Source organism: Collimonas arenae (assembly GCF_000786695.1).
Lineage (GTDB): Bacteria > Pseudomonadota > Gammaproteobacteria > Burkholderiales > Burkholderiaceae_D > Collimonas > Collimonas arenae_A.
Genome location: NZ_CP009962.1, coordinates 397,169 through 422,331, shown reverse-complemented (window position 1 = coordinate 422,331; position 25,163 = coordinate 397,169). Strand labels below are relative to the sequence as shown.

Sequence of the window (25,163 nt, the reverse complement as noted above, 5' to 3'; positions counted from 1 at the left end):
TTAAACAGACTCGATAGTTTATTTCTTCGACTTTTTTCTAAAAATATCGGAAAAACCTTCCGAGGCAAGCGATCGGCCGCAATCCCTGTTTGAAAAATTGGCGTCACTCTTACCATTAGCGAAAATCAACATGCAAAATTCCGGCACTGGGGCATCTACAGCACCACAGGATGAGGACTTCCCACGGGAAGCATTCAACGCATCAGACGCTGTTAATGATGACGATCCCGGATTAGGCAAAAATAATGGCGCTGAACGTATCGCCATCATCGGCGCCGCCTGCCGCCTTCCCGGCGCCGCGGACTTGCCGTCTTTGCGATCCTTGTTATTGAATGGGCAAGAAGCCGTACACGGTATCGCTGCCGACAGAAACGCCATCGCGGTCGACGGCGTGCAAAGAGCCGGATTGATCGCCAGTCCGGAATTGTTCGATCCACAATTTTTTGGGATTGCGCAGCGCGAAGCCAACCAGATGGATCCTCAGCAGCGGTTAGTCATGGAGCTGGCGATCGAGGCGTTGGAGTCGGCCGGAATAAGCCGCGCCTCTCTGGCCGGCAGCCGCACTGGCGTGTATATCGGCATTTCCACATTTGACTATAGCCGGCTGCAAATGAACCGGGATCAACCCCTTGATCTCTATGCCGGCACCGGTAACGCCTTCAGCATCGCCGCCAACCGGCTTTCCTATTTTCTCAACCTGGCCGGCCCCAGCATCGCGGTCGACACCGCCTGCTCGTCTTCCCTTACTGCTACCCACTTGGCGGTGCAGGCCCTGCGCGCAGGGGAAATCGACCTGGCGATCGTCGGCGGCGTGAATCTGTTGCTGGCGCCCGACCTGATGAAGATTTTTGCCGGGGCCAGGATGCTGTCGCCAGAGGGCCGCTGCAAAACCTTCGATGAAAGCGCCGACGGCTATGTGCGCGGCGAAGGCAGCGGCATTGTGATTCTCAAACGGTCCGATCTTGCTGTGGCAGACCAAGACCGCATACTGGCGCTGATCGCCGGTACCGCAGTCAACCAGGATGGCCGCACCAACGGCCTGACGGCGCCGAGCGGACCGGCGCAAGTCGCGGTAATCCGCGCTGCGCTGGCCGACGCCGGATTGCAACCGCAAGATATCGATGCCGTCGAACTGCATGGTACTGGCACGCCGCTGGGCGACCCGATCGAAGCGCAGGCCTTGGGCGAAGTATTTTCCGCCACTCGCAACGCGCCGCTGGCGGTCGGCTCGGTGAAAACCAATATCGGCCACCTGGAAGCCGCGGCCGGCATTGCCGGTTTGTTGAAAGGGATAGTTGCCTTGCGTGAAAGCGCCTTGCCACCTTCCTTGAATTTTCGTCAGTCCAACCCGGATATCGATCTCGTCCGCCTCAAGTTGCAGGTCGCCACTTCTGTCCTGCCGTTCACCGTCCCCGAGCGGCCGGTTCGCATCGGCGTCAGCAGTTTCGGTTTTGGCGGCACCAACGCCCATGTGATTCTTGAAGGCGCACCTGAACAAAAAAACCATCCCGAACACCTGGATGCCGGCGCAAGCTGGCTGCTACCGCTTTCCGCCGCCTCATCCGACGCCTTGCATTCGCTTGCCGGACGACTCGGACAGCAGCTCGCCGGCGCCTCGCCGCAACTGACGGCAGATATTATCTTTACCGCATCTCTGCGTCGAGATCATATGGATTACCGGCTGGCTGTTTCAGGCAGCACGGAAACACTCGTCGCGGCTTTGGCTGCTGCGGCCTGCGGCGAAAACCATCCCGCCTTGCTGCAAGGACGACGCCCAGCCGCAGGCGCGCGCAAGCTTGCCCTGTACGCCGCCGGGCATGATGTACAAAAGGAAATGCTGCGCTCCGGGATTGTCGTAGATACAGTGTTGCAGGAACTGGATCCAGGCCGCTTGCCGGAGCAACTGAGTGGCCGCTGGGATATCTTGCATCTTGGCGAAGCGCGTGCAGAAGTACAAGGGCAGCTGCCGGAACGGCTGCGCATGCTGGATCTGGCGCCCGTCACCGATGAAGATATCGCTGCCAGGATCCGTGCCCTGCTGTATGTCAACGGACACGCACTGGACTGGACAGCGTTCCAGCCCGCTGGAAAACTCGCCGAGCTGCCGTTGTATCCCTGGCAGCGCCGCCGCTGCTGGTTCGCGTCCGACGAAACGCTGCAACAGGATTCGACGCCAGCCAGCCAGGCCGCCCTGCCGGAAAAACAATCCGAGCGTCCTCGCCACGTATATGCATTGGTTGGCGACAGCGTAACCACCCTGGCTGCACAAGCTGAGCGCGCACTGGCCCAATCTCAAGGGTTGCAGCCACAATCGCTGGCGGATTTCTGCCATGCGGCCAATTCCCTGCTGCGGCCCTCTGCGTCGCCGACCACGGTGGCAACTGCAATGACAGCCGCCGATCCGGGCGAACTGCAACGTGGATTGCAACGGTTCATCGAGCAACCGGCAGTCTCGCCGCAAGCCGGCGGACAAGGCGTGGTGTTCGTGCTTACCGGTCAGGGCGGCCTGACTGCCGGCGCCGGCGCGCAACTGTACCGCAGCCAGCCGCGCTTCCGCGACGCAATCGAGCATTGTGCCGACCGGCTGAAAACCTCGCTGGACCTGCCGCTGACGCAGTTGCTGTTCAGCGCCGAAGCCGGCGCAGACTTATTGCGTGAAACGCGCTACGCGCAGCCGGCGCTGGTGGCCCTGAGCTGGTCGCTGGCGCAGCTGTGGGCCGAATGGGGCGTCAAGCCGGCGGCGTTGATCGGCCACAGCCTGGGTGAATACACCGCCGCCGCATTGTCCGGCATGGCTAGCCTCGATCAGGTGTTGCCGCTGGTTGCCGCGCGCGGCGCGCTGATGCAAGAAACCTCGTACAACGCCAGGATGGTGGCGATCAAGGCGCCGCTTGACATCGTTTCGGCCCTGGTTGCAAGCGCGCCAGAATTGCTGGCTGTGGCTGCGGACAATGGCCCGGAAAGCTGCGTGCTGGCCGGCGCCGTCGGCGCGGTTGAGCAGGCGCTGGCAGCTTTGTCGGCGCGCGGCATCCGCTGGCGGGCGCTGGATGTTGCAGCGGCCTTCCATTCACCGCTGATGGAGCCGGTGCTGGCGCGCCTCACCGCGTTGGCGAATCAGGTTCAATGGCGCAGCAATACATTACCGGTCATTTCAAATCTGAGCGGCGGCTTTTTTCAACAAGCGCCGGACGGCAATTATTGGGCGCAGCATGCGCGTAGCACGGTGCAATTCAGGACCGGCGTCGAGACTCTGCTGGCGCACGGCCATCGCCTGTTCCTGGAACTGGGACCGCGCGCCAGCTTGTCCGCTATCGGTCAGAGCGTATCCGGCAGCGTTGCCGCTACCTGGCTCAATTCACTGGATGGCGATGGCAACGATTGGCACGCCATGCTTGACAGCGTGGCGGCGCTGCATAGCGCCGGCATCGCCATCGACTGGGCCGGATTCGACCGGCCATACCGGCAGCAGTCAAGTCATCCAGCTGCAGCATCTTCCACCTCATCTTCCACCGCAACTACGCCAACCACTTCACAGCTGGAGCCATTCATGCGTCAAGTTACCAATTCACCTGCGGCTGCGCCAACTGCGGCGCCGGCAATCCAGAGCGCCGATGCGCATGCGCAGGAAGTACGGACCGACCTGGTGAACCAGATCGCCAAGGCCCTGGGCGAATCGGCCGCAGATTTGCAGACCGACCGGCCATTCGTGGAAATGGGCGCCGATTCGGTGATGCTGGCTGAAGCCATGCGCGGCATTCAAGCCAAATACGGGGTAAAAATCAGCGCCCGCCAATTGCTCAATGAACTCGACACCATCGATCGTCTGAGCGTCTACCTGGCACAGGCCAGCCCAATCAGCTCACTCTTGCCGCAGCCCGCAGCGATTGCGCCTGCCGCCCAGTTGCTGCCGATGCCCGGCCATGCAGAACATGTTACAGACCCGCATCCAGCGGCTGAGGCCGGCAGTTACAACATCTTGTTCCAGCAGCAATTGGCGCTGGTGCAGCAAGTGATTCACAGCCAGAATGCGGCGCTGCGCGGTGCTGCAAACGTTTATCCGGCGACAGCAAGCGTCTTTCCCGCCGCCTTGGCGGCGTCGGTCGCAACCTCCGCCCCGCATGCAGTCGCCAGCGCTGTCAAACAGCTGCCGCAAGCGACGATAGCCGTGGCCAGGTCCGTCCCTTCCCAGACCGCCGTCAATCCGCTGCAAGCCGCGCACTACGCCTCGTTTTCCAAGGCTTATATCGCCCGCACGGCGACATCGAAGCAACTGGCCGATGAGCGCCGCCTGCGCTTCGCCGATGTGCGCGCATCGGCCGGCTTCAGGCCCTCGATCAAGGAACTGGTGTATCCGATTACCGGCACCCGCGCCGACGGCGCGCGCGTATGGGATGTCGATGGCAATGAATACATCGACATGTCGATGGATTTCGGCGTCAATCTGTTCGGACACGGCGCACCTTTCCTGAAAGCCGCAATCCATCAGCAAACAGAAAACGGCCTGGCGCTGGGCACCCGTTCGACGCTCTCCGGCGACGTCGCCCAGATGCTGTGCGAAATGACCGGCATGGACCGCGTGCTGTTTTGCCAATCCGGCAGCGAATCGGTCATGACCGCCATGCGACTGGCGCGCCTGCTGCGCGAACGTTCCAAGATTGCGGTGTTCCGCAAATCCTATCACGGCCATTTTGACGGTGTCCTGGGCGATCGCGCCAGCACCGGCGACGGCACCGAACCAGTCGCGCCGGGCATCCTGCAGAATTTCGTCTCCGATTTATTGTTGCTGGATTACTGTGAAGAATCGGCCTTGCAGGCGATTGCCGCCAATGCCGACAAACTGGCGGCCGTATTGGTCGAACCGATTCAAAGCCGCATGCTCGATGCACAGCCGCGCGAGTTCTTGCAACGCTTGCGCGCGCTGACGACAAAGCATGGCATCCTGCTGATTTTCGACGAGATGATTACCGGCTTCCGCAGCGCTCCGGGCGGCGCCCAGGAGATTTTCGGAGTAGAAGCCGATCTGGTAACTTACGGCAAAACCATCGGCGGCGGCGTACCGATGGCCGCGCTGGCGGCGCGCGGCAACCTGCTGGATGGCATCGACGGCGGCATCTGGCGCTTTGGCGACGATTCCAGGCCGGACGCCACCACCACTTTCTTCGCCGGCACTTTCAATAACCATCCGCTCGGCTTCGCCCTGTCGCACGCGGTGCTGACGGAATTGAAACAACGCGGACCATCGTTCCAGGAAGAACTCAGCGCCAGGACGGAACAGCTGACCGATCGGCTCAACCGCCTCTTTGCGGCTGAAAACGTGCCGCTGTCGATGATCCGTTTCGGCTCGGTATTCCGCTTCAAGCATGCCGGCAACCTGGATCTGCTGTACTACCATCTGCTGCATCGCGGCCTGTTTGTGTGGGAAGGCCGCAACTGCTTCCTGTGCGACGCTCACGGACAACAAGAAATCGACGCCATCGTCGACGGCGTGATGGACTCGGTCGCGGCGCTGCGCGAAGGCCAGTACTTGCCTGTCAAACCGGCATCGCCAGGCGTCGCACATGCCAAAACCGCGACGCACGCCAGCACGCTGGCGCTGTCCGATACGCAAAAGCAAATCTGGCTGGCATCGCAATTCGATGCAGCCGGCGCCAATGCTTACTGTGAAACGGTAGCGCTAGCACTCGACGGCGAGATCAACGCGGTTGCGCTGGAACACGCTCTGAACCAGTTGATCATGCGTCACGAATCCTTGCGCACCACCATCAACGGCGAAGACGGCACGCAAACGGTCCATCCGGTAATGAAGGCGCTGGTAAGTTACAGTGAAGACATGGCGACTGACGCCTGGATGGCGTCGCTGAGCGAGCGGCCGTTTGATCTGTCGGCCAAAGGTCCGCTACGGGTCAGCCTGCTCAAGGTGGCCAACGGCTCGCATGTCGAGCATGTATTGGCGTTGCGCGCGCACCATATCCTGATCGACGGCTGGTCGCTGGCGCTGATCATCGATGAACTTGGCAAGCTGCTGAACTCGCCGCTGGCAGAGCCATTGCCGCAAGTACAGCAATTCCGTCAGCAACTCGACTGGCTGCATACTGCAAACGATCCGCTGGCTGAAAATTTCTGGCGTGAACGCATCCTCGATGCCCCGCCTGCCCTGCCGCTGCCGAAAATCGCTCAGTACGACGGCGCACAGCAAAAGGCCGCGCGCTGGCAAGGCAACCGGGTCAGGCTGGCGTTGCCGGCAGACGTTGCTGCGGCGCTCACCGCCTTGGCCACCCGCCAGAAAACCACCATGTTCAACGCCACCCTGGCGCTGACGCTGTCGTTCTTGCATACGCTGTTCGATCGCGACGACCTGTTGATCGGCATACCCAGCCATGGCCGCCTTGACGGACTGGAACACATGATCGGACAAGCGGCGCAACTGATGCCGATGCGCTCGCGCCTGCAGCGTGGCATGCGTTTCGCGCAATTGCTGGACAGCGTCGATCTCGAACTGGATGCCATTTCGGCCTACCAGACCTACCCGCTGGCGCACGTTCTGGAACCGGTGCTTTCCGGCGGTGACGAGCGCCCGGGATCATTGACTGTCACCTTTAACCTGGACCGCATCCGTCACACCAAGTTCGCCGGCTTGCCAACCAGGTTGCTGGATGCACCGGTGGCCGGCGTCAAATTCGACCTGGCCATCAACCTCATGCAATCGCCCGACGGCTGGCTGCTCGATCTCGACTACCAGAGCAAGAACTACAGCCACGCCGATATCGAACGCCTGGGCCGGCGCTGGATCGACTGGGCAGCGCGCGTCGCCGCTGATCCGGCGCTGGAACTGGACCGCGCCGCGCCATTGCCTGCGGACGAATTACAGCAAGTACTGCACACTTTCAGCGGCGCCGTCCGCGATTACTCCACCATCGGCAGCGTGCCGGCACAGATCGCGCTGCAAGCAGCCAATACGCCGGAAGCCGTTGCAGTGACAGCCGATGGCCGCCATCTCGACTATCAGACTCTGGACCGCGCCGCCCGCTCGATCGCAGCCAGCCTGGCCGGCCTTGACGCCGGTCCGGGAAAAATCGTCGCCGTCATGCTGCCGCGCTCCGCCGAACTGGTGGCGACCATGCTCGGTATTTTCTACTCCGGATCGGCGTATATGCCGATCGACCCTGACGAACCGGGACTGCGGCGCGACGAGATTTTTTCGGAAACAACGCCGGTTGCGCTAGTCACCACTGCCGAGATTGCTTCCCGGCTCGGCGTTTCTTGTCCTCTCATGATCCTGGAAACGCCGGAAGCGCTGGCGACAGCATGGCTGAACGCACCGGAAGAGCGGATGGAGCCGGTCGCCGTCCAGCCTGAGGATCTGGCCTATGTCATTTATACATCGGGGTCGACCAACAAGCCGAAAGGCGTGCAATGCACCCATGGCGGCTTGCGCAACCTGATGGCGTGGAATTGCGAGACATTCCCGCTGGACGGCAGCGATGCCTTGCTGCAGAAAGCGCCCTACACCTTCGATATCTCATTGTGGGAACTATGCTGGCCGCTGGTGGCCGGCGCCCGTATCGTAGTGGCGCCGCCAGAGAGCCATCGCGATCCCGAGGTTCTGGCGCGCCTGATCGTCGACGAGCAGGTCACTATCGCCCAGTTCGTGCCGGCCATGCTGGAAGCATTCGTGGCCGTGCCGCTAGCTGCGCGCTGTACATCGCTGCGCCATCTTTTCGGCGGCGGCGAAGCGCTCCATCCCACCTTGTGCGACGCGGTGCATGCACTCGGTCTGCCGACCGAACTGCATAATCTGTATGGCCCGACCGAAGCCACCATCCTGGTGACCCATTGCCGTTGCATTCCCGGCGATGCGGGTCCGATCCCGATCGGCTATCCAATCGCCAATACCACGGTGAGAATCGTCGACAGCCTGGGCCGTCCGGCCGCAATCGGCATCGAAGGCGATTTACTGATCGGCGGCGTGCAATTGGCGCGCGGCTATCTCAAGCGCCCCGAGCAAAACGCCAAGTCGTTCGTCGACAACCTGCAGCTGGCGCCGATGCGGCTGTACCGTTCCGGCGACCGCGCCCGTTGGCGTGAAGACGGCGCCATTGAATATCTCGGCCGCGCCGACAACCAGATCAAGCTGCGCGGTTTGCGAATCGAAATCGGCGAAATAGAACATGCCTTGCGCAGTCACCCGGCGATCCAGGACGCCGTAGTCGACCTGCGCGGCAAAACCGCTGTTCAGCAACGCTTGCTGGCCTGGATCGTACCTGACGCTTCGGTTGCAACCAGCAGCAACGGCTGGCAATCCGAGCTACGCAGCTATCTGGCGACAAGAATACCGGCCTATATGATTCCTGCGCATTTCGTCGCAGTAGCCGCTCTGCCGGTCAGCCGCCACGGCAAGATCGACCGCAATGCCTTGATCGAGCCGGAGCATTCGGCCAGCGCCGCCCAAGCGGTGGTAGCGAATTCGCCGGTTGAAGCCGAGCTGCTGGCCTATCTGCGAGACACCCTGGATATCCATGCCGCTTCCACCGAGGACAACTTCTTCATGCTGGGCGGGCAGTCGCTGGCTGCCTCGCAGCTGATCACCTGGGCTCAACAGCGCTGGTCGGTACGGCTAGCGCTCAAGGATTTCTTTGAAACGCCAACACCGGCGCGCCTGGCGAGCCTGATCGAGATCGCCGTATTGCATCAGGACGATCAGCCCGGCCCGGCGCAATCCGCCAACGAAGCAAGCGTAATCCGCCCGCGCGAGCGCCGCCGCGTCCGCCGCGAACAATTTGTCAGCGAAAACGTAAACGGGATTTTAGAATGAACCGAACCGACCAAATGACAGGCGTCAAAGCAGCACCAGCCGTGGATAAAGACGTATCCGTTTGCGAAGCGTCGCCGGCGCAGCAGCGCCTGTGGCTGCTATCCGGCCTGGACCAGGGCAATACCGATTACATCATTGCCGGCGCGCTCAGGTTAAGCGGCGCGCTGAGGGAGGATGTCCTGCAGGCGGCGTTGAACGACTGTATCGCCCGCCATGAAAGCCTGCGCACCGGCTTTGCCGAGATCGACGGCACTCCCTGGCAGACGATCGAAGCCGCCAGCCAGATAACGATCACGCATTCCGACCTGAGCATGGAGCCGCAGGAAGAACGCCTTGAACATGCTTTGCGTAACGCCGAGGCCATGGCGGCGCAAGCGTTCGATTTGAGCCAGCCGCCGCTGATGCGCGTGCAGTTGATGAAACTGGGCCAGCATGAATGGCTGCTCGCCCTGGCGATTCACCATATCGTCTGCGACGGCCCGTCGCTGGGGTTGCTGGTCAGTGACCTGGCTGCGGCTTATTCGCACCGGATTGATCCGGCCATGCCAATGGCGGCCGAGGTGCCATTGCAATTTGCCGATTTCGCGGAGTGGCAGCGCGAACAGCTGGCGCGGCCTGAAAGCGGGCAGTTGCTGGCGGACTGCAGCCAGAATCTGCAAGGCGTGCCGGATCTCGACTTGCCCACGGATCATCCCCGTCCAAAAATCCGCGCCGCCAAAGGCGCCCGCATCAGCTTCGTGCTGCCGCAGTCCTTGAAGGAACACGTTGGCGGCACGGCTCGCGCGCTGGGGACGACGCCATTCGCGGTGCTGCTGGGAGCCTGGGGCATGACGCTGGCGAGCTGGTCCGGACAGCAAGACTTTGCCATCGGCACCCCGATAACCGCCCGCAACGATCCGGCGCTAGCTTCCACAGTCGGCAATTTCGCCGAAACTGCCGCCTTGCGTTTCACACTGTCCGAGCAATCGACCATACGTAGCATCCTGGAGCAGGTGAAAATCAGCTGGCGCGATTCGCTGGCCTATGCCGGCGTCCCGTTCGACCTTCTGGTGCGCGCCTTGCGGCGTCCTCAAGAGCGCAGCAGAACGCCATTAGTGCAAACCATCTTCTCGTTGAATCCCGCACCCGCCGCGATCGCCATGAGCGGCCTGGCGGTGCAGTCGGTACCGTTGCGCAGCGGCGAAGCAAAAACCGACCTGGTGCTGGAAATCAGCGAAACTGCAAACGGCTTCCAGGCCACGCTGGATTACGACAGCGCCTTGTTCGAGGCGGCGACGATCGAAGGCCTGGCCGCGGTATACCGCGACTTGCTGGACGCAGCCTTGTCCCGCCCGGAGCACACGCTGGAGGTCGTATATGCACTGATCGGTGCGCCGCTGCAGCCTGCTTCACAAGCTCACAGCCCCGACTCGGCCAACCCCGGCGGCACGCCAGCGGCGAGTGAAGCGGTGCCGGTGAGCGACGAGATACTGCATGCGATCCGGGAAATCTGGCAAGACTTGCTGCAAGTTGACCAGATTGCCGGCGACACCAATTTCTTTGAAATCGGCGGCCATTCGCTGCTGGCGACCAAAGTCGCTTCGCGCCTGCGCAAGCGCCTCAACATCAAACTGCCGATGACCGCGCTGTTCGATGCGCCAACTTTTTCTGAACTTGCCGCCCACGTACAGATGCAAAGCAAACTGCAGGCACCGGTTGCGGCCAAACGGCTGCCGGCTGCCGCCGGCGCAAGCTCCGTACCGCTTTCGTCCACCCAGGCCAGGCTGTGGTTCATCCAGCAACTGGATGCCGGCAATACCGCTTATGTGCTATCCGGCGCGATACGCATCGAGGGTCCGTTGGATGCCGTTTTGCTGGAACGCACGTTCGGCATGCTGCAGGCCCGGCACGAAACCTTGCGCACCAGGTTTGTCGAGATCGACGGCAAGCCCGCGCAAATCATCCTGCCGCCGGCAGCCTGCCCCATCGCACTACCGATAGAGGAGCTGGATGTGGTGGCCGGGATCAACCAGGCGCAAATGCTGGACGCCATGCTGCGCCAGGAAGCGATGCAACCGTTCGCACTCGACCAGGCGCCGCTGATCCGGGCCAGGCTGATCAACCTGGCGCCGGGGCTGCATGTACTGAGCATTTCCATGCATCACATCATTGCCGACGGCTGGTCGCTAGGCGTCCTGTGGCGCGACCTGATCCAGACCTATCGCGCGCTGGAAACCGGCAGCGCGCTACAGTTGCCTGCCCTGCCGCTACAATATCGCGACTATGCGCAGCTAGACAATATCGATCAAGGTGGCGTCCTGGAGCAGCGCGACATCGCCTACTGGCGCGGCGCGCTAGCGGATTTGCCGACGCTAGAGCTAAGCACCGATTTCCCGCGCCCGCAATTGCCTTCATCTCAGGGCAGCCAATACCGTTTCGAGTTGCCGCCGCATCTTGTGAGCGTAATCGACCGTTTGGCCCAGGCCGCCGGCGCCAGCCGTTTCATGGTGGCGCTGACTGCGTTCCAGGTCTTGCTGTCGCGCTGGAGCAGCCAGACCGACCTGGCGCTCGGAGTGCCGGTTTCAGGCCGTGAACAAAACGATGTGCAGGATCTGATTGGCTGCTTCGTCAATACCCTGGTGATTCGCGCCGATTTGTCCGGCAGCCCTGATTTCCTGACCTTGCTTACCCGCACCAGGACACGCTGCCTGGCCGCCTTCGAGCATCAAGCCCTGCCCTTCGACCGTTTGCTGGATGCTTTACGGCCGGCGCAGGACCTGAGCCGTCATCCGCTGTTTCAAGTCATGTTCAATTACCAGAACACGGATTTCCATACTGTCGCATGGGAAGGTATGCGTACCGAGGCGCTGGAAGTGGACGGCGGCGCCACCCAGTTCGACCTGGCGCTGTACCTGGAAGACACCGACGGCAGCCTGCGCGCCAATTTTGTCTATCGCAGCGACCTGTTCCTGCCAGCCACGATGGAACGCATGGCGAGCGCTTTCCTGGCGATTATCGAGGCGGCTGAGACACACGATCATCCGGTCAGCAGATTCGACCTGCTGTCCGCAGCCGACCGCAAAACCCTGGCCGCCTGGAACGACACGACGATCGACTACGGTCCTGCCGCGCCGCTGGACATGCTGATCGCAGATCAAGCCTTGCGTAGCCCGGAAGCAGAAGCCATCAGCGCCGAAGACGGCACGCTTAGCTATGCCGAGACCATGCGCCGCGCTGATGCGCTGGCTGCGCGCTTGCAAGAACTGGGCGCCGGCCCCGGCCGCACGGTCGCCGTACAGCTGGCGCGTGGCGTCGACTTGCCGCTGGCCCTGCTGGCGGTGCTGCGTTCGGGCGCTGCCTACTTGCCGCTGGATCATGAGCTGCCGCCCGAACGGCTGGCGTTCATGGTGGAAGATGCGGCGCCGGTAGCGCTGATCGCATTGCCGGGCACGACTGGCTGGCTGACCACAGAAGTGGCGGTGATCGGCCCCGATGCCGTGGCTGTGGCGCAAACCGCATGGCGCGCGCCCAACGGCCGCACGCTGGCGGATATCGCCTACGTCATCTATACCTCAGGCTCCACCGGCAAGCCCAAGGGCGTGATGGTGCCGCATGCCGGCATCGTCAACCGGCTGCGCTGGATGCAGGCGGAGTACCGCTTGCAGCCGCAGGATCGCGTCTTGCAAAAGACCAGCTGCAGCTTCGATGTCTCGGTATGGGAATTTTTCTGGCCGTTGCTGACCGGCGCCACCCTGGTCATGGCGCGCCCGGGCGGCCATCGCGATCCGGAATACATCGCCGCCGCGATCGTGGAACAGAACATCAGCACGTTGCACTTTGTACCGTCGATGCTGGAAATTTTCCTGGCTGAAGCCGAATCTGGCCATTGCGCCAGCCTGCGGCAAGTGTTCACCAGCGGTGAAGCATTGACGCCCGAGCTGCGCGACCGCTTTTTCGATTTTGGATCAGACGCTCGCCTGCACAACTTGTACGGCCCCACCGAAGCCTCGGTCGACGTGACCTACTGGCCTTGCGTTCCTGAAGAGCGCGGCGGCCCGGTGCCGATCGGCCGGCCGGTCGCCAATACCCGCATTCACGTACTGAACGAGTTCGGCCAGGAAATGCCGATCGGCGTTCCTGGCGAAATTTGCATCGGTGGCGTCCAGGTTGCGCGCGGCTATCTGAATCGCCCCGAACTGAGCGCCGAGCGTTTCATCCGGGATCCGTACGCCAATAGTGCTGATGCTGATGCATTGTTGTACCGCACCGGCGACCTGGGACGCTGGCGGCAGGAAGGCTGGATTGAATATATCGGCCGCCGCGACAACCAGATCAAGCTGCGCGGCCACCGCATCGAACTGGGCGAAATCGAGGCAGCGCTGCGCCAGCATCCTGCGATACGCGACGCCGTGGTGCTGGTGCAAGGCAGCAGCGCGGAAAGCCGGCATCTGGTCGCTTTCGCACTCATGTCAGGGCCTGTTCAGAGCCAGGTGGACAACGCTGCACTGCGCCAGCATCTTTCCGGATTGCTGCCGGCGGTGATGGTGCCGTCCTTCATCCATCAGCGCGAGGCTTTCCCTCTCACCAGCAGCGGAAAAATTGACCGCCACGCATTGACCGCGCTGGCTGCCTCACTGTCCAAACCAAACACCGCTGCGGGCCCGCAACCTGCGTCCGGCACGGAACAGCGGATTGCTGCGATCTGGCGTGATGTGCTCAAGCAGGCTATCGTCGATACCAACAGCAATTTCTTTGAAGCCGGCGGCAACTCGCTATTGCTGGTGCAGGTCCACGCCCGCTTGCGAAAGGAATTTGAAGCGGCGCCGACATTGATCGACCTGTTCCGTCTGCCGACCGTGGCAAGCCTGGCGGCCTTCATCGATAACGCCGGCGCGCCGCAGACGGTTACGCTTGAACGCCGGGAAGACAGCGACGCCGACAACGCTATCGCCATCATCGGCATGGCGGGTCGTTTCCCCGGCTCCGCCGATGTCGAAACACTATGGCGCTCCTTGCTGGCCGGCGCCAGCGGCATCCGCCAGGTTTCCCGCGAAGAGGCGCTGCAAGACGGCGCCGACCCGGCACAGCTCGACCATCCGGACTATGTGCCGTTCGCCGCGCCGCTGGACGGCATCGACCAGTTCGACGAACGCTTTTTCGGCTACAGCCCGGCGGACGCCGCCATGCTCGATCCGCAAGGCCGACTGTTTCTGGAAACCGCCTGGGAAGCGCTGGAATCGGCTGGGATCGATCCCAGCCGGGCCGGCGGCCGCATCGGCGTTTTCGCGGGCGCCACCGTCAGCACCTATGCGCTGGCGGCGTTGAGCAGCAATCCGGTGGCCGGCAGCGAACTGTTCCGCACGCTGTTTTCCAACGACAAGGATTACCTGGCCAGCCGCGTTTCCTACAAGCTGGGCCTGACCGGCCCGGCCATCGGCGTGCAGACGGCATGCTCGACTTCGCTGGTCGCGGTGTCGCTGGCGATCCGCTCCATCCTCAGCGGCGAATCAGATACGGCGCTGGCCGGCGGCGCATCCATCACAGTGCCGCACCGCGTCGGCTATGTGTACGAAGAGGGATCAATCATGTCGCCTGACGGCCATTGCCGTGCATTCGACAGCGCAGCTGCCGGCACCGTGCCCGGCAACGGCGTCGGCATCGTGGTGCTGAAACGCCTGTCGCGCGCATTGGCGGACGGCGACCCGGTGCGGGCCGTGATCCGCGGGGTAGCGATCAACAATGACGGCGCAGAAAAAGTCGGTTTCTCGGCGCCCTCCGTCAGCGGCCAGGAAACCGTGCTGCGCGATGCCTTGCGCCAGGCCGGGCTGCAGGCGGCCGACATTGGCTATATTGAAACCCACGGAACCGGCACCCGCCTGGGCGACGAAGTGGAGTTGACTGCCTTGACTCGGGCTTTCAGCGATGCCACCGATAAGGCCAATAATGCTGACAATGCCGACAATGCTGACAGTACCGGCGCTGCGGTTAATGCGACGCCATGTCTTATCGGCTCGCTGAAGTCCAATCTCGGCCATCTGGATGCAGCCGCCGGCGTCGCAGGCTTGATCAAGGCTACGCTCGCAGTGGAACGCGGCATAATCCCGCCAAGCCTGCATGTTGTCCAGCCGAACGCCTTACTGGACAGCGTTGCCAGCCGTTTCAAGGTGGCTACCACCGCAACCCCGTGGAGCGATCTGCAACGGCCGCGGCGCGCCGGCGTCAGCGCCTTCGGCATCGGCGGCACCAATGCCCATTGCATCGTCGAGCAGGCGCCGCCGTCTCCGGAAAGAGCGGCGGATGACGCCAGCCAATTGCTGGTGTTGTCGGCGCATGACGCCGACAGCCTGGAGCGTTATCGCGGCAAGCTGTTCTCCGAATTGGAGCACAATCCACAACTGGATCTGGCCAGCGCAGCCTGGACTCTCCAAACCGGCCGGCGCGAACTGCCGTGGCGCTTGGCAGTCAGCGTCGCCGCCGCAATGGATGCCCGATCAGCCTTGCAAAACGCAGCGCTGCCGACGGCGCCGGCAGCATCAGCCCGGCCGGAGATTTTCTTTATATTTCCCGGTCAGGGCAGCCAGCGCGCCGGCATGGGCGCCAGCCTGTTTGCCGACGAGCCGCAGTTCCGGCAAACCGTCGAGCAATGTCTGGCGCAACTTGATACCGCACTCAGCGAGACAATTCGCGCCACCACGTTTTCCATGCAACCGCCGGTCGACGCAGAAGCCCTGTTGGCGAGTACCGCTGTCGCCCAGCCTGCCCTGTTTATCCTGGAATACGCGTTGGCGCGCTTGCTGATGAGCTGGGGTATTCAACCGGCTGGCATGCTGGGCCACAGCCTGGGGGAAATTGTCGCTGCCGCCGTGGCCGACATGCTGAGCTTGCCGGCGGCGCTGCAACTGGTCGCCGAGCGCGGCCGGTTGATGCACGCCAGCACCCCCGGCGCCATGCTGCAAGTCGAGGCATCGGCCACAGCGCTGACGGCAATTCTTCCTGCCGAACTCAGCATCGCCGCTATCAACGCGCCGGAACTGACCGTGGTCGCCGGGCCGGCCGACATTGTGGGGAAATTTGCCGAATCGCTGGAACAGCAAGGGACCGCTGCACAGCGCCTGCCGACGGCTTATGCCTTCCATTCGCCGCTGATGGTGGACGCAGCCACGGCTTTCGGTCCGCATTTGTCGCAGCTGACGCTGCAGACGCCAACCTTGCCTTTGCTATCGAATCTCAGCGGCGACTGGATGAGCAACGAAGAAGCGCTCGACGCCAGCCGCTGGGCGCGCCAGATCTGCCAGCCAGTACAGTTTGCGGCGGCGCTCGCCCAATTGCAGCGCCCCGCTGCACTATTGCTGGAAGTGGGGCCGGGACGGACATTGTCCGCGTTTGCCCGCCAGGCCGGATTACGCGCCATCCAGTGCATGCCGAAACCTGCTGCCGATAGCCCGGGCCGTCAAACGCTGCTGGATGCGGTCGGCGCCTTGTGGCAAGCCGGGTTCACACCGGATTGGGCCGCAATCCAAGGGACTGTGAAGCCACGCCGGATTGCTTTGCCAGCTTATCCATTTGCCCGCAACCGGCACTGGTTTGCTTCGGCCGCATCTGCGATAGCGCCGCAAAAGAAGGAACCGGCCGTACCGCATCTGGCGCTGCTTGACTGGCATTACGCAGAACCGGCGCTGCCGACGCCCGTAGCCAGCGTCGCGCTGCTAGGCGCCGAATCGCCGCTGTCGGCGGCCTTGACGGAACGTTTCAAACTGCTCGGCATTACCGTACAAGGCTGGCAGACGCCGGCCGACGTAGGGCAAGTTGATCTGTTGATTGCGCTGACGCCTGATTTCCAGCGTCTGACCTGGCTGGCACAACGTCTGGCGGGCGGCAAGACCCGCCTGGTGGTGGTCACACGCAATGCACAGCAAGCCGACGCCGCCACCGACCGCCATGCCGCCATGACCGCCGCAGCCGCGCTGTGTATCGGCCAGGAGTTGCCGGAACTGGCGCTGCGCCAGATCGATCTGTGCGAAGCAGCCGCGGCAGCGTTGAACCCGCGCCAGGTGAGCGCCTTGGCTAACGAGTGCCTGGCCAACGGTCCGTCGCAGGTTGTGCTGCGCGACGGCCGCCGCCGGATTGCCGTGGCGTCGCCGTTGACAGCTCCGGCTATGACGTCAGCGTCAACGTCAACGTCAACGTCAACATCAGCATCAGCATCAACCTCAGCCTGGCGCGCCAATGGCGTGACCTTGATTACCGGCGGCTTCGGCGGCGTCGGCATGGCTTTCGCGCGGCATCTGGCGCAATCCTCGCAAGCGCGCCTGGTTTTGCTGGGGCGGCAACTGCCGGACGAACACGATCCGCGTCTGCAAGAGTTACGTCAGCTCGGCGCTCAGGTTTTGCCGCTGGCCGGCGATATTTCACAGCCAGGCGTGGCTGAATCCGCGGTGCAAGCAGCCTTGCAACACTTCGGTCAGCTCAACAGCGTGATTCATGCCGCAGGCATTGCCGGCACCGCCGCCCAGCGCCCGATTCTTGAAACCGACAACGTGGAAAGCGCAGAAATCCTGGCGGCAAAATGCAGCGGCACCAGCTATCTGGCCGCAGCTTTGCAACCGTTAGCGCTGGATCACGTTGTCTTATGTTCGTCGCTCTCGACTGTCCTCGGCGGTCTGGGCTTTGCTGCTTATGCCGCCGGCAACCGCTGGCTGGAAGTGTGCGCCGAGCAGCAGAATCGTAACGGCGTTACTCCCTGGCTGGCGTTGGCGTACGACGGCTGGCGTTTCGACGCGGCCGCGGGCGCAGAACCGACCCTGTCAGCCGCTGACGCTATCCGCCTCACCGACCAGGCGCTGGCCTTGGGTCTGGTCGGACGGGTATTGGTCTCAGCCGGCCGCTTGCAGACACGGCTGGAGCGCTGGACCTCGCAGTCGGCGGAAGCGGAACCGGCGGCGGACATGGCAGACACCGCCTATCTCGACACTTACGACGATCCGATCGAAGCAAGCGTGGCAAAGGCTCTGGCTGAAACCCTGGCCTTGCCCGGCATCGGCCCCGACGACGACTTCTTTGCATTGGGCGGCGACAGCCTGATCGCCACCCGGGTCATCGCCAAATTACGCAGCGCCACCGGCCTGCCGCTGTCTGTGGGCCTGGTGTTGCAGGCGCCGACGGTGCGCTTGCTGGCCACCGCCATCGCGGCGTTGCAGGGAGGCCGTTCGGCAGCCGCCAGACTGGCCCAAGACAACGAATATGAGGAAGGGACACTATGAGTGCTGATGCAATCCGCCTGCTAGCTGAACTGAACCGTGCCGGTATCGCGTTGTGGGCGGAAGAAGGTCAGTTGCGCTTTCGTTCCCGCAAAGGGCAACTGACAGCGCAATTGAAAGCCGCACTGGCGACCCACCGCGATGCGCTGCTGGCGCTGCTCGGGGCAGCGGGCGCAAGCGAAACGGCGATCGGCAAACGCAGCGCAGCCGCCGACGATCCCGTGCCATTGTCGGCTCAGCAGCATGCCGTATGGATGGCCGAGCAAAATGGCGGCGGCAAGGCATTTCTGATTCCGGGTGCGCTCAGCCTGGCAGGCCAGCTCGATAAAGCCGCCTTGCGCGCCGCTTTCCAGGGGCTGCTCAACCGCCACGAAGCGTTTCGCACCGCGATCCGGGTCGAACACGAGCAGCCAATGCAGGTGGTCATGCCCGCAGTACAGTTTGAGATGCCGCAAATCGATCTGTCCGGCTTGAGCGAAGTCGAACAGTCGGCCCGCGTCAGCGCGCTGCTGGCGGCGGAAGCGGAACAGCCGTTCCAGCTGGAAATTGCACCGCTGCTGCGCGCCAGGCTGATCGTGCTCGGCAGCGAGCGCCATGTCTTGATCCTGACGCCGCATCACATCGTTGCGGATGGCTGGAGCATCGACATCATGGTGCGCGAGCTAAGCCACCTCTACCAGCCTGGCGTCGCGCTGCCAACCGCAGAACTGCAGCTAGGCGCAGCGCCGCTCGGCTACGCCGATTTCGCCGCATGGCAGGAAGCCCGCAGCCGGCAAGGCGAAGACAGCGCCGACCTGGCGTATTGGCGCAGCACGCTTGCCAATTTGCCGGCGCCGCTGGAACTACCCTCCGAACGGCCACAGGGCGCTGTCGCCGAGTTTGCCGGCGCTTCGCTACGCGCCGAACTGCCGGCGTCTGCCTGCAGTGGCTTGCGGCGGCTGGCTACGCAAGCCGGCACCACCTTGTTTTCGGCGCTGGCCTCAGCCTTCGCGGCGCTGCTGTACCGTTATAGCGGACAAACCGACTTGATCATCGGCACTGCAATCGCCGGCCGTGGCCGCACTGAGCTGGAGGGCGTCATCGGCCTGTTCGCCGGGCGCTTGCCGTTGCGGCTGGATCTGGAAGGCGATCCCTCTTTCCGCGAATTGCTGAAACGCCTGGCCGCCACGGCTGCAGAAGCGTTCTCGCATGCTGAAGTGCCGGCCGAACGCATCCTGTCCGAGGCGGTGGCGCCAGATGCGCGGTCCGGGTTGTTCCAGGTCATGATTGCATTGCAGAATGCGGTCAGCAGCAAGCTCGCGTTTGCCGGACTGGAAGTCCAGCCCTTGCCGATCAGCGGCGACACCGCAAAATTCGACCTGTTCCTGGCCATCGACGAAATCGGCGACACGCTGGCGCTGTCGCTCGAATACTCCACCGCCCGCTTCGGCCAGGAAGGCATGCAGCAACTGCTCACGCACCTGGTGCGGCTGACCTCCGCCGCAGTCGACGCGCCGGACCTGCCGCTATCGCGTCTGCCGATGCTGACGCCGCAGGAACGGCAAGACTTGCTCAGCGCCGGCGACAACGCCGCACCTTGGCCAGGGCCTGACAACCTGTGGCAACGTTTCAGCCAGATGGCCGCCGCCGCACCCGAACAGTTGGCGCTGATCGCGCCGCCGCAATGGGGCGAACTAAAGACCGATGACATGACCTATGGCGCGCTCCATGCGCGGGCTCTGGCTATCGCCGCCCGGTTGCTGCAAGCGGGCATGCAGCCAGGCGAAGTGGTGGCGCTGAACGGGCAACGTTCAGCCGGCTTTATCGAAGGCATGCTCGGGATTCTGGCTGCCGGCGGCAGTTATATGCCGATTGCCCCCGATCTGCCGGCGGCGCGTATCGCGGAATTGCTGGAAGATACGGCGGCAAGTATCCTGGTCTGCGTCAGCAATGATTGTCCGATCCCGGCGACACAATTTCGCGCCATTGTCTGCACCGGCGATATCGGCAACCTCCCTGACGCAAGCTCGCTGGAGATGCCTGCCACAGCTGCCGACGCACGGGCTTACGTCATGTTCACTTCCGGCTCCACCGGCCGGCCCAAGGGAGTCGAGGTAACGCACGCCAATGTGGTGCATTTCGTGGCAGGGATGCCGACCACACCCGGCGACGGCAATGCCGTATTCCTGCATTTTGCGCCGACCGGATTCGACGCCTCGGTGCTGGAAATATGGAGCGCGCTGCTGACCGGGGCGCGCCTGGTGATCGCTCCACCAGGCTTGCCAAGCCTGGATGCGCTGGCCGACCTGATGGAAGCCCACCGGGTATCCGCCAGCTTCCTGACCGCCGGCCTGTTCCAGCAACTGTGCGAAGTCCGCGCCGCCACGCTGTCGAAACTCGACTGCCTGATGGCCGGCGGCGACCGCGTATCGCTCAACGCCGTGCGCGCGGTCATGGCTTGCGGCGGCCGGGTAAGGCTGTACAACGGCTACGGCCCGACCGAAACCACCGTCATTGCTTGCCACCACGAAGTGCGGCTGGCCGATATCGATCCTGCAGCGCACTCATTACCTATCGGCAAAGCGCACGGCAACACGCGCCTGTACGTGCTTGACAGCCACGGTGAACCGGTAGCCGCCGGTGTGATCGGCGAGCTGTACATCGGCGGCGGCGGCGTTGCGGCCGGCTACATCAATCGTCCGGATCTGAGCGCCGAGCGCTTCCTGCCCGATCCGTTCAGCAGCGAACCGCAAGCGCGGATGTACCGCAGCGGCGATCTGGTGCGGCGGCGCAGCGACGGCGTGCTGGATTTTCTTGGCCGCGCCGACCGCCAGCTGAAAATCCGCGGCTTCCGCATCGAACCGGGCGAGATCGAAGCCAGCTTGAGCGCCCACCCAGCCGTAGCGCAGGCCGCAGTCGAATTGAAAACCGTAAGCGGTCACGCGCGACTGGTCGCCTATATCGTGGCGGCCCAGCCTGCGACCGATCAACATAACCCGCTGGACCTGGCCGCCATACGCGGGTTCCTGGTGCAACGGCTGCCCGAGCACATGATTCCAGGCGCGCTGGTAATCCTGGACAGCCTGCCGTTGACCCGCAACGGCAAGCTGGACCGCGCCGCGCTGCCCTTGCCTGTGGCGGAAGCGGCGGGCGAAACCCTCCGTACTCCACCCTCCAGTCCCGAAAGCCTGATCCTGGCAGGCATCTGGCAAGATGTCTTGCAGGTGGCGCAGGTTGGCATGGAAGACAATTTCTACGACCTCGGCGGCGACTCGATCATGGCGATGCAAGTGGCGATGCGCCTGACGCGTCAGGGCTGGGAACTGCGGCCGCAGGAAATGCTGCGCCATCCGACCTTGCAGGCCCAAAGCACGCTGATGCGCCGTCGCCAGCAAGCTTTCGTCAAACGCTCCGATCATGGTCCGTTGCCGGCAACACCGATCCAGAACTGGTTCTTCAACCTGGAGCTGGCTAACCGCCACCACTGGAACCAGGCCGTGCGCCTGGCCTTGGAACCACAGGCCTTGTCCGCCCTGGAACCGGCATTGCTGCAACTGGAGCAGACGCATGAAGCCTTGCGCCTGCGCTTTCTGAACACCGCCGATGGCTGGCTGCAACAAGCCGTCGCAACTGCGGCGAGCCCGCTGCTGCGCGTTACTGCCGATAACCCGGCGCAAGCACTGGCCCATATTGAAGCGGCGCAAGCCAGTCTGGATATACAAAGCGGCCCGGTCTGGCGCGCCGTGCTGGTCGAAGGCGACCATGACGAGTGGCCGCATCTGGTATTGATCGCACATCATCTGGTGGTCGATGGCGTGTCCTGGCGCATCCTGCTGGAAGACCTGACGCTGGCATTGCAAGGAAAAGCGATTGAAGCGCCTGCGCTCGGCATCACCGACTGGGCCGCTCATCTCGCGACCAGCGCCTCGCCGGCGCAGTCCGACGCAATGCCAACGCCAACGCCGGCGTTGCCGCCTTTCGACTGGCCGGATGGCGCGCATTTGGAGGCAGACACCGGCATCGTCACACTGCAGCTGCCGCCGCAAGTTGCAGCTGACCTGCTCGGCGCCGCCAATCTGCCTTATCGCACGGAACCGACCGAACTGCTGCTGGCCGGCGTGATGCTTGGCTTGCGCGACGCCTTCGACCGCGGCGACCTGAGCGTGGCCCTGGAACGGCATGGCCGGGAAGTAGAGGGCGTTGATCTGTCCGGCACGGTCGGCTGGTTTACTGCGATAACACCGGTTCATCTGGCGCTGGCTGCCGATGCCGGTACCGGGCAAGCTTTGCTGGCGCTCAAACAAACCATCCGCAGCGCTGCCAGGGAGATGTCCTCCGGCCGCGAGATGCCTGCAGTGGCGTTCAACTATCTTGGCCGCTTCGACAACAGCCTGCCGCCAGGCGGACCGTTCATGCTGGTGGAGGAAAGCAGCGGCGCCACCAGCGCTGCCAAAAACAGCCGCCCTTATCCGCTGGAGATTGTCGCTTCGGTCGATAGCACCGGCCTACGCATGGACTTCCGCTTCAGCCACGGCCAGTTCGCGCAGCGCACTGTCGAAGCCTGGGCTGCGGCGGCGAAACTGGCGTTGCTGGATGTGGTGGAACACACCAAGACTACCGAAGCCGGCGGCCGCGCACCCTGCGATTTTCCGCTGGCAGGCATCGCCACCCAGCACGAACTCGATGCGTTGCTGGCGGATAACCGGCTGAGCGCCGGCCAGATCGCAGATGTGCTGCCGGTCAGCTCGCAACAGCGCGGCATGCTGCTGGAAAACATGGCGCATCGCGAACGCGGTCTGCATATAGAACAATTCGTCGCCACCTTCGAGGGGCCGCTCGATTACAGCGCTTTGGAAAGCAGCTGGGGCAGCCTGGTGACGCGCCACGAAACCCTGCGCAGCAGCTTTATCTGGCGTCCTGCCGGCGATCCGCTATGCGTTGTCTTTGAACGGCATGCAGCTGCCTGGCAACACCTCGACTGGAGCGCACGCGACGCCGCCAGCCAGCAACAGGACATCGCCGACTGGCTGCAACAGGACAGCCGGGCCGGCTTTGACGGCAATGGCGTGCCGCTGCGCTTTGCCACGATCCGCCTGACGCCGGAAAGCTGGCTGTTCGTCTGGACCTACCATCACGCATTGCTGGATGGCTGGAGCGTCGCCCAGCTCCTGTCCGAGGTGCTGGATGGAAATGGCAGCCAGACCTTGCCAGACAGCGTCCGCGATCACGCCAGTTGGCTGGCATCGCGCGACCGTGAAGCCGCAGCCGCCTTCTGGCAACAGAACCTGGCCCATGCACAGACGCCGACAATTCCCGGCCGTTATGTCGAGCAGCTGGCGCCGGGCACAGGCCACGCTGACCAGCGCCGCCAGGTTCCGGCCGGCGTTGTGCAACAGCTGGAGCAACTGGCGCGCCGCCACCGCACTACGCCTGCCCTGGTGGCGCAAGGCGCATGGGCTTTGGTGATGGCATGGGCATCGGGCCGCAGCGACATCGTTTTTTCGATTACGGTATCCGGCCGCCCCGCTGAAGTCGCCGGCAGCGAAGCCTGGGTCGGCCTGTTTATCAATAGTTTGCCGTTGCGATTGACGGTTCCCGCCACCGGCAATGCCTGGCAATGGTTGGGCGAACTGGGCGCCGTCAGCGCAGCGCTAACACCGTACGAATGGTGCACCGGCGGCGACATTCATTCTTGGTCGGGCCTGCCGTTGACTCGCGCGCTGAGCGACACTTTGCTGATCTTTGAAAACTTTCCGCGAGCGCAGCACCAGCCGCAAGCGGGCAACGAGGATAGCGCCCTGCCGCAACTGGTCGACGTAGCCGGGCACGGTTCCCGTACGCGTTTCCCCGTCACGCTGGTGATTGTTCCGGACAATGGCTGGCGCTGTGAGCTGGCTGGCGACAACACGTATTTCCCCGAATCCGAAAGCGAGAAATTGCTGGATGCATTCGTCGTCTTGCTGCGCCAGCTGATCGAAGACAATATCGATATCGCCGCGGCACAGGCGATTCTTCCCTCACCGCCAGGCATTTGCATCCCGGTGGCGCGCACTGCGCAAGCGCCGCGTACGCCGCTGGAACTGGATCTTGCCAAGTTATGGGAAGACCTGTTTTCTTACAGTCCGATCGGGATAGACGACAATTTCTTTTCTCTCGGCGGGCATTCGCTGCTGGCGCTGGACCTGATGTCGCGCCTGCGCATCCGCTTCGGCCGCAACATCCCGTTCACGGCGTTCTTGCGCGATCCGACGATCGGCAGCTTGTCCAGGCTGCTGGAAGGCGACGTCGAGAAAGGCGGCGTCAGCCTGTTGCCGCTGGGCGTCGCCGGTCAGCCGATGTATCTGATGCCGGGCGCCAGCGGCAATCCGCTGGCCTACCTGCCGCTGGCGCAGATACTCGAAGGCCGTATCGCGTTGATCGGCGCCCAGCCGGACATGCTGCTGGAATCCGGCGCAATCTCGATTGAAGCCATCGCAGCCGAGCTGGCGCGCTCGATCGACCTGTATCAGCCGCATGGAACCGTGCATCTGGCCGGCCATTCGTTCGGCGCCGTGGTGGCTTTCGAAACCGCCCGCCAGCTGACGCAGACCGGCCGCCACGTCGGCGCCCTGATCCTGATCGATACCACAGTGCCGGACGGCGGCAAGGAGTTCATCGGCTATGGCGAGCGCGACTGGATCGTCGCCATTTCCGATGCCGCGGCCAGTTATTTCGGCCGTGCGGTCGAGATCCGGATGGAGCAGCTGGAAGGGCTATCGCCGCAGCAGCAACGCAGCTTGCTGCTGCAACGCTTCAAGGCAGCCGGCACCTTGCCGGCCGGCGCTTCCGTGGAAGTCATCGACGATCTGCTTCTTACGTACCAGCGCAGCATTGAAGCCTTGTCGACCTACCAGCCGCAGTATTGGGATGGCGCCTTAAGTGTGATCCGTTCCAGCGAAACCCCGGCGCCAGCCGATCCTGCCTTGGGCTGGGGCGCGCTATGCCGTGAAATTTCCGCAACGTTCCAGGCGCCCGGCGACCATATCACCATGGTGACCGAGGCGCATGCAGCGGCTTTGGCCGGATTGATACAACAAAGCATGGATGCAAATCCTGTGGCAACTACCTGACGGTGTGCAAATGACCCAATGAACCAA

The 25,163-nt window shown here is 63.2% G+C and carries 3 protein-coding genes; all 3 read left to right on the top strand.

All coding sequences use genetic code 11. The features are described from left to right. The first annotated feature begins 130 nt into the window (after positions 1-130). The 3 genes from LT85_RS01720 to LT85_RS01700 are packed head-to-tail and all read left to right on the top strand — an operon-like array spanning position 131 to position 25,136. A complete protein-coding gene (locus LT85_RS01720; RefSeq protein WP_038484528.1) occupies positions 131-8,812 on the top strand; it encodes a hybrid non-ribosomal peptide synthetase/type I polyketide synthase in 8,682 nt (2,893 codons plus the stop codon). Further along, on the top strand, positions 8,809-18,051 hold the full coding sequence (locus tag LT85_RS01715; protein ID WP_081991927.1) for a hybrid non-ribosomal peptide synthetase/type I polyketide synthase: 9,243 nt from the start codon (positions 8,809-8,811) through the stop codon (positions 18,049-18,051). Before LT85_RS01720 ends, LT85_RS01715 begins: the two co-directional genes overlap by 4 nt. After that, positions 18,048-25,136: a non-ribosomal peptide synthetase gene (locus LT85_RS01700; RefSeq protein WP_052134544.1), complete on the top strand. Its 7,089-nt coding sequence runs from the start codon at positions 18,048-18,050 to the stop codon at positions 25,134-25,136. Before LT85_RS01715 ends, LT85_RS01700 begins: the two co-directional genes overlap by 4 nt. Positions 25,137-25,163: the final 27 nt, after the last annotated feature.

Bases quoted from the DNA above. Each gene is read 5' to 3' on its own strand.
- LT85_RS01720 (WP_038484528.1), top strand. From the start codon at position 131: ATGCAAAATTCCGGCACTGGGGCATCTACAGCACCACAGGATGAGGAC.
- LT85_RS01715 (WP_081991927.1), top strand. From the start codon at position 8,809: ATGAACCGAACCGACCAAATGACAGGCGTCAAAGCAGCACCAGCCGTG.
- LT85_RS01700 (WP_052134544.1), top strand. From the start codon at position 18,048: ATGAGTGCTGATGCAATCCGCCTGCTAGCTGAACTGAACCGTGCCGGT.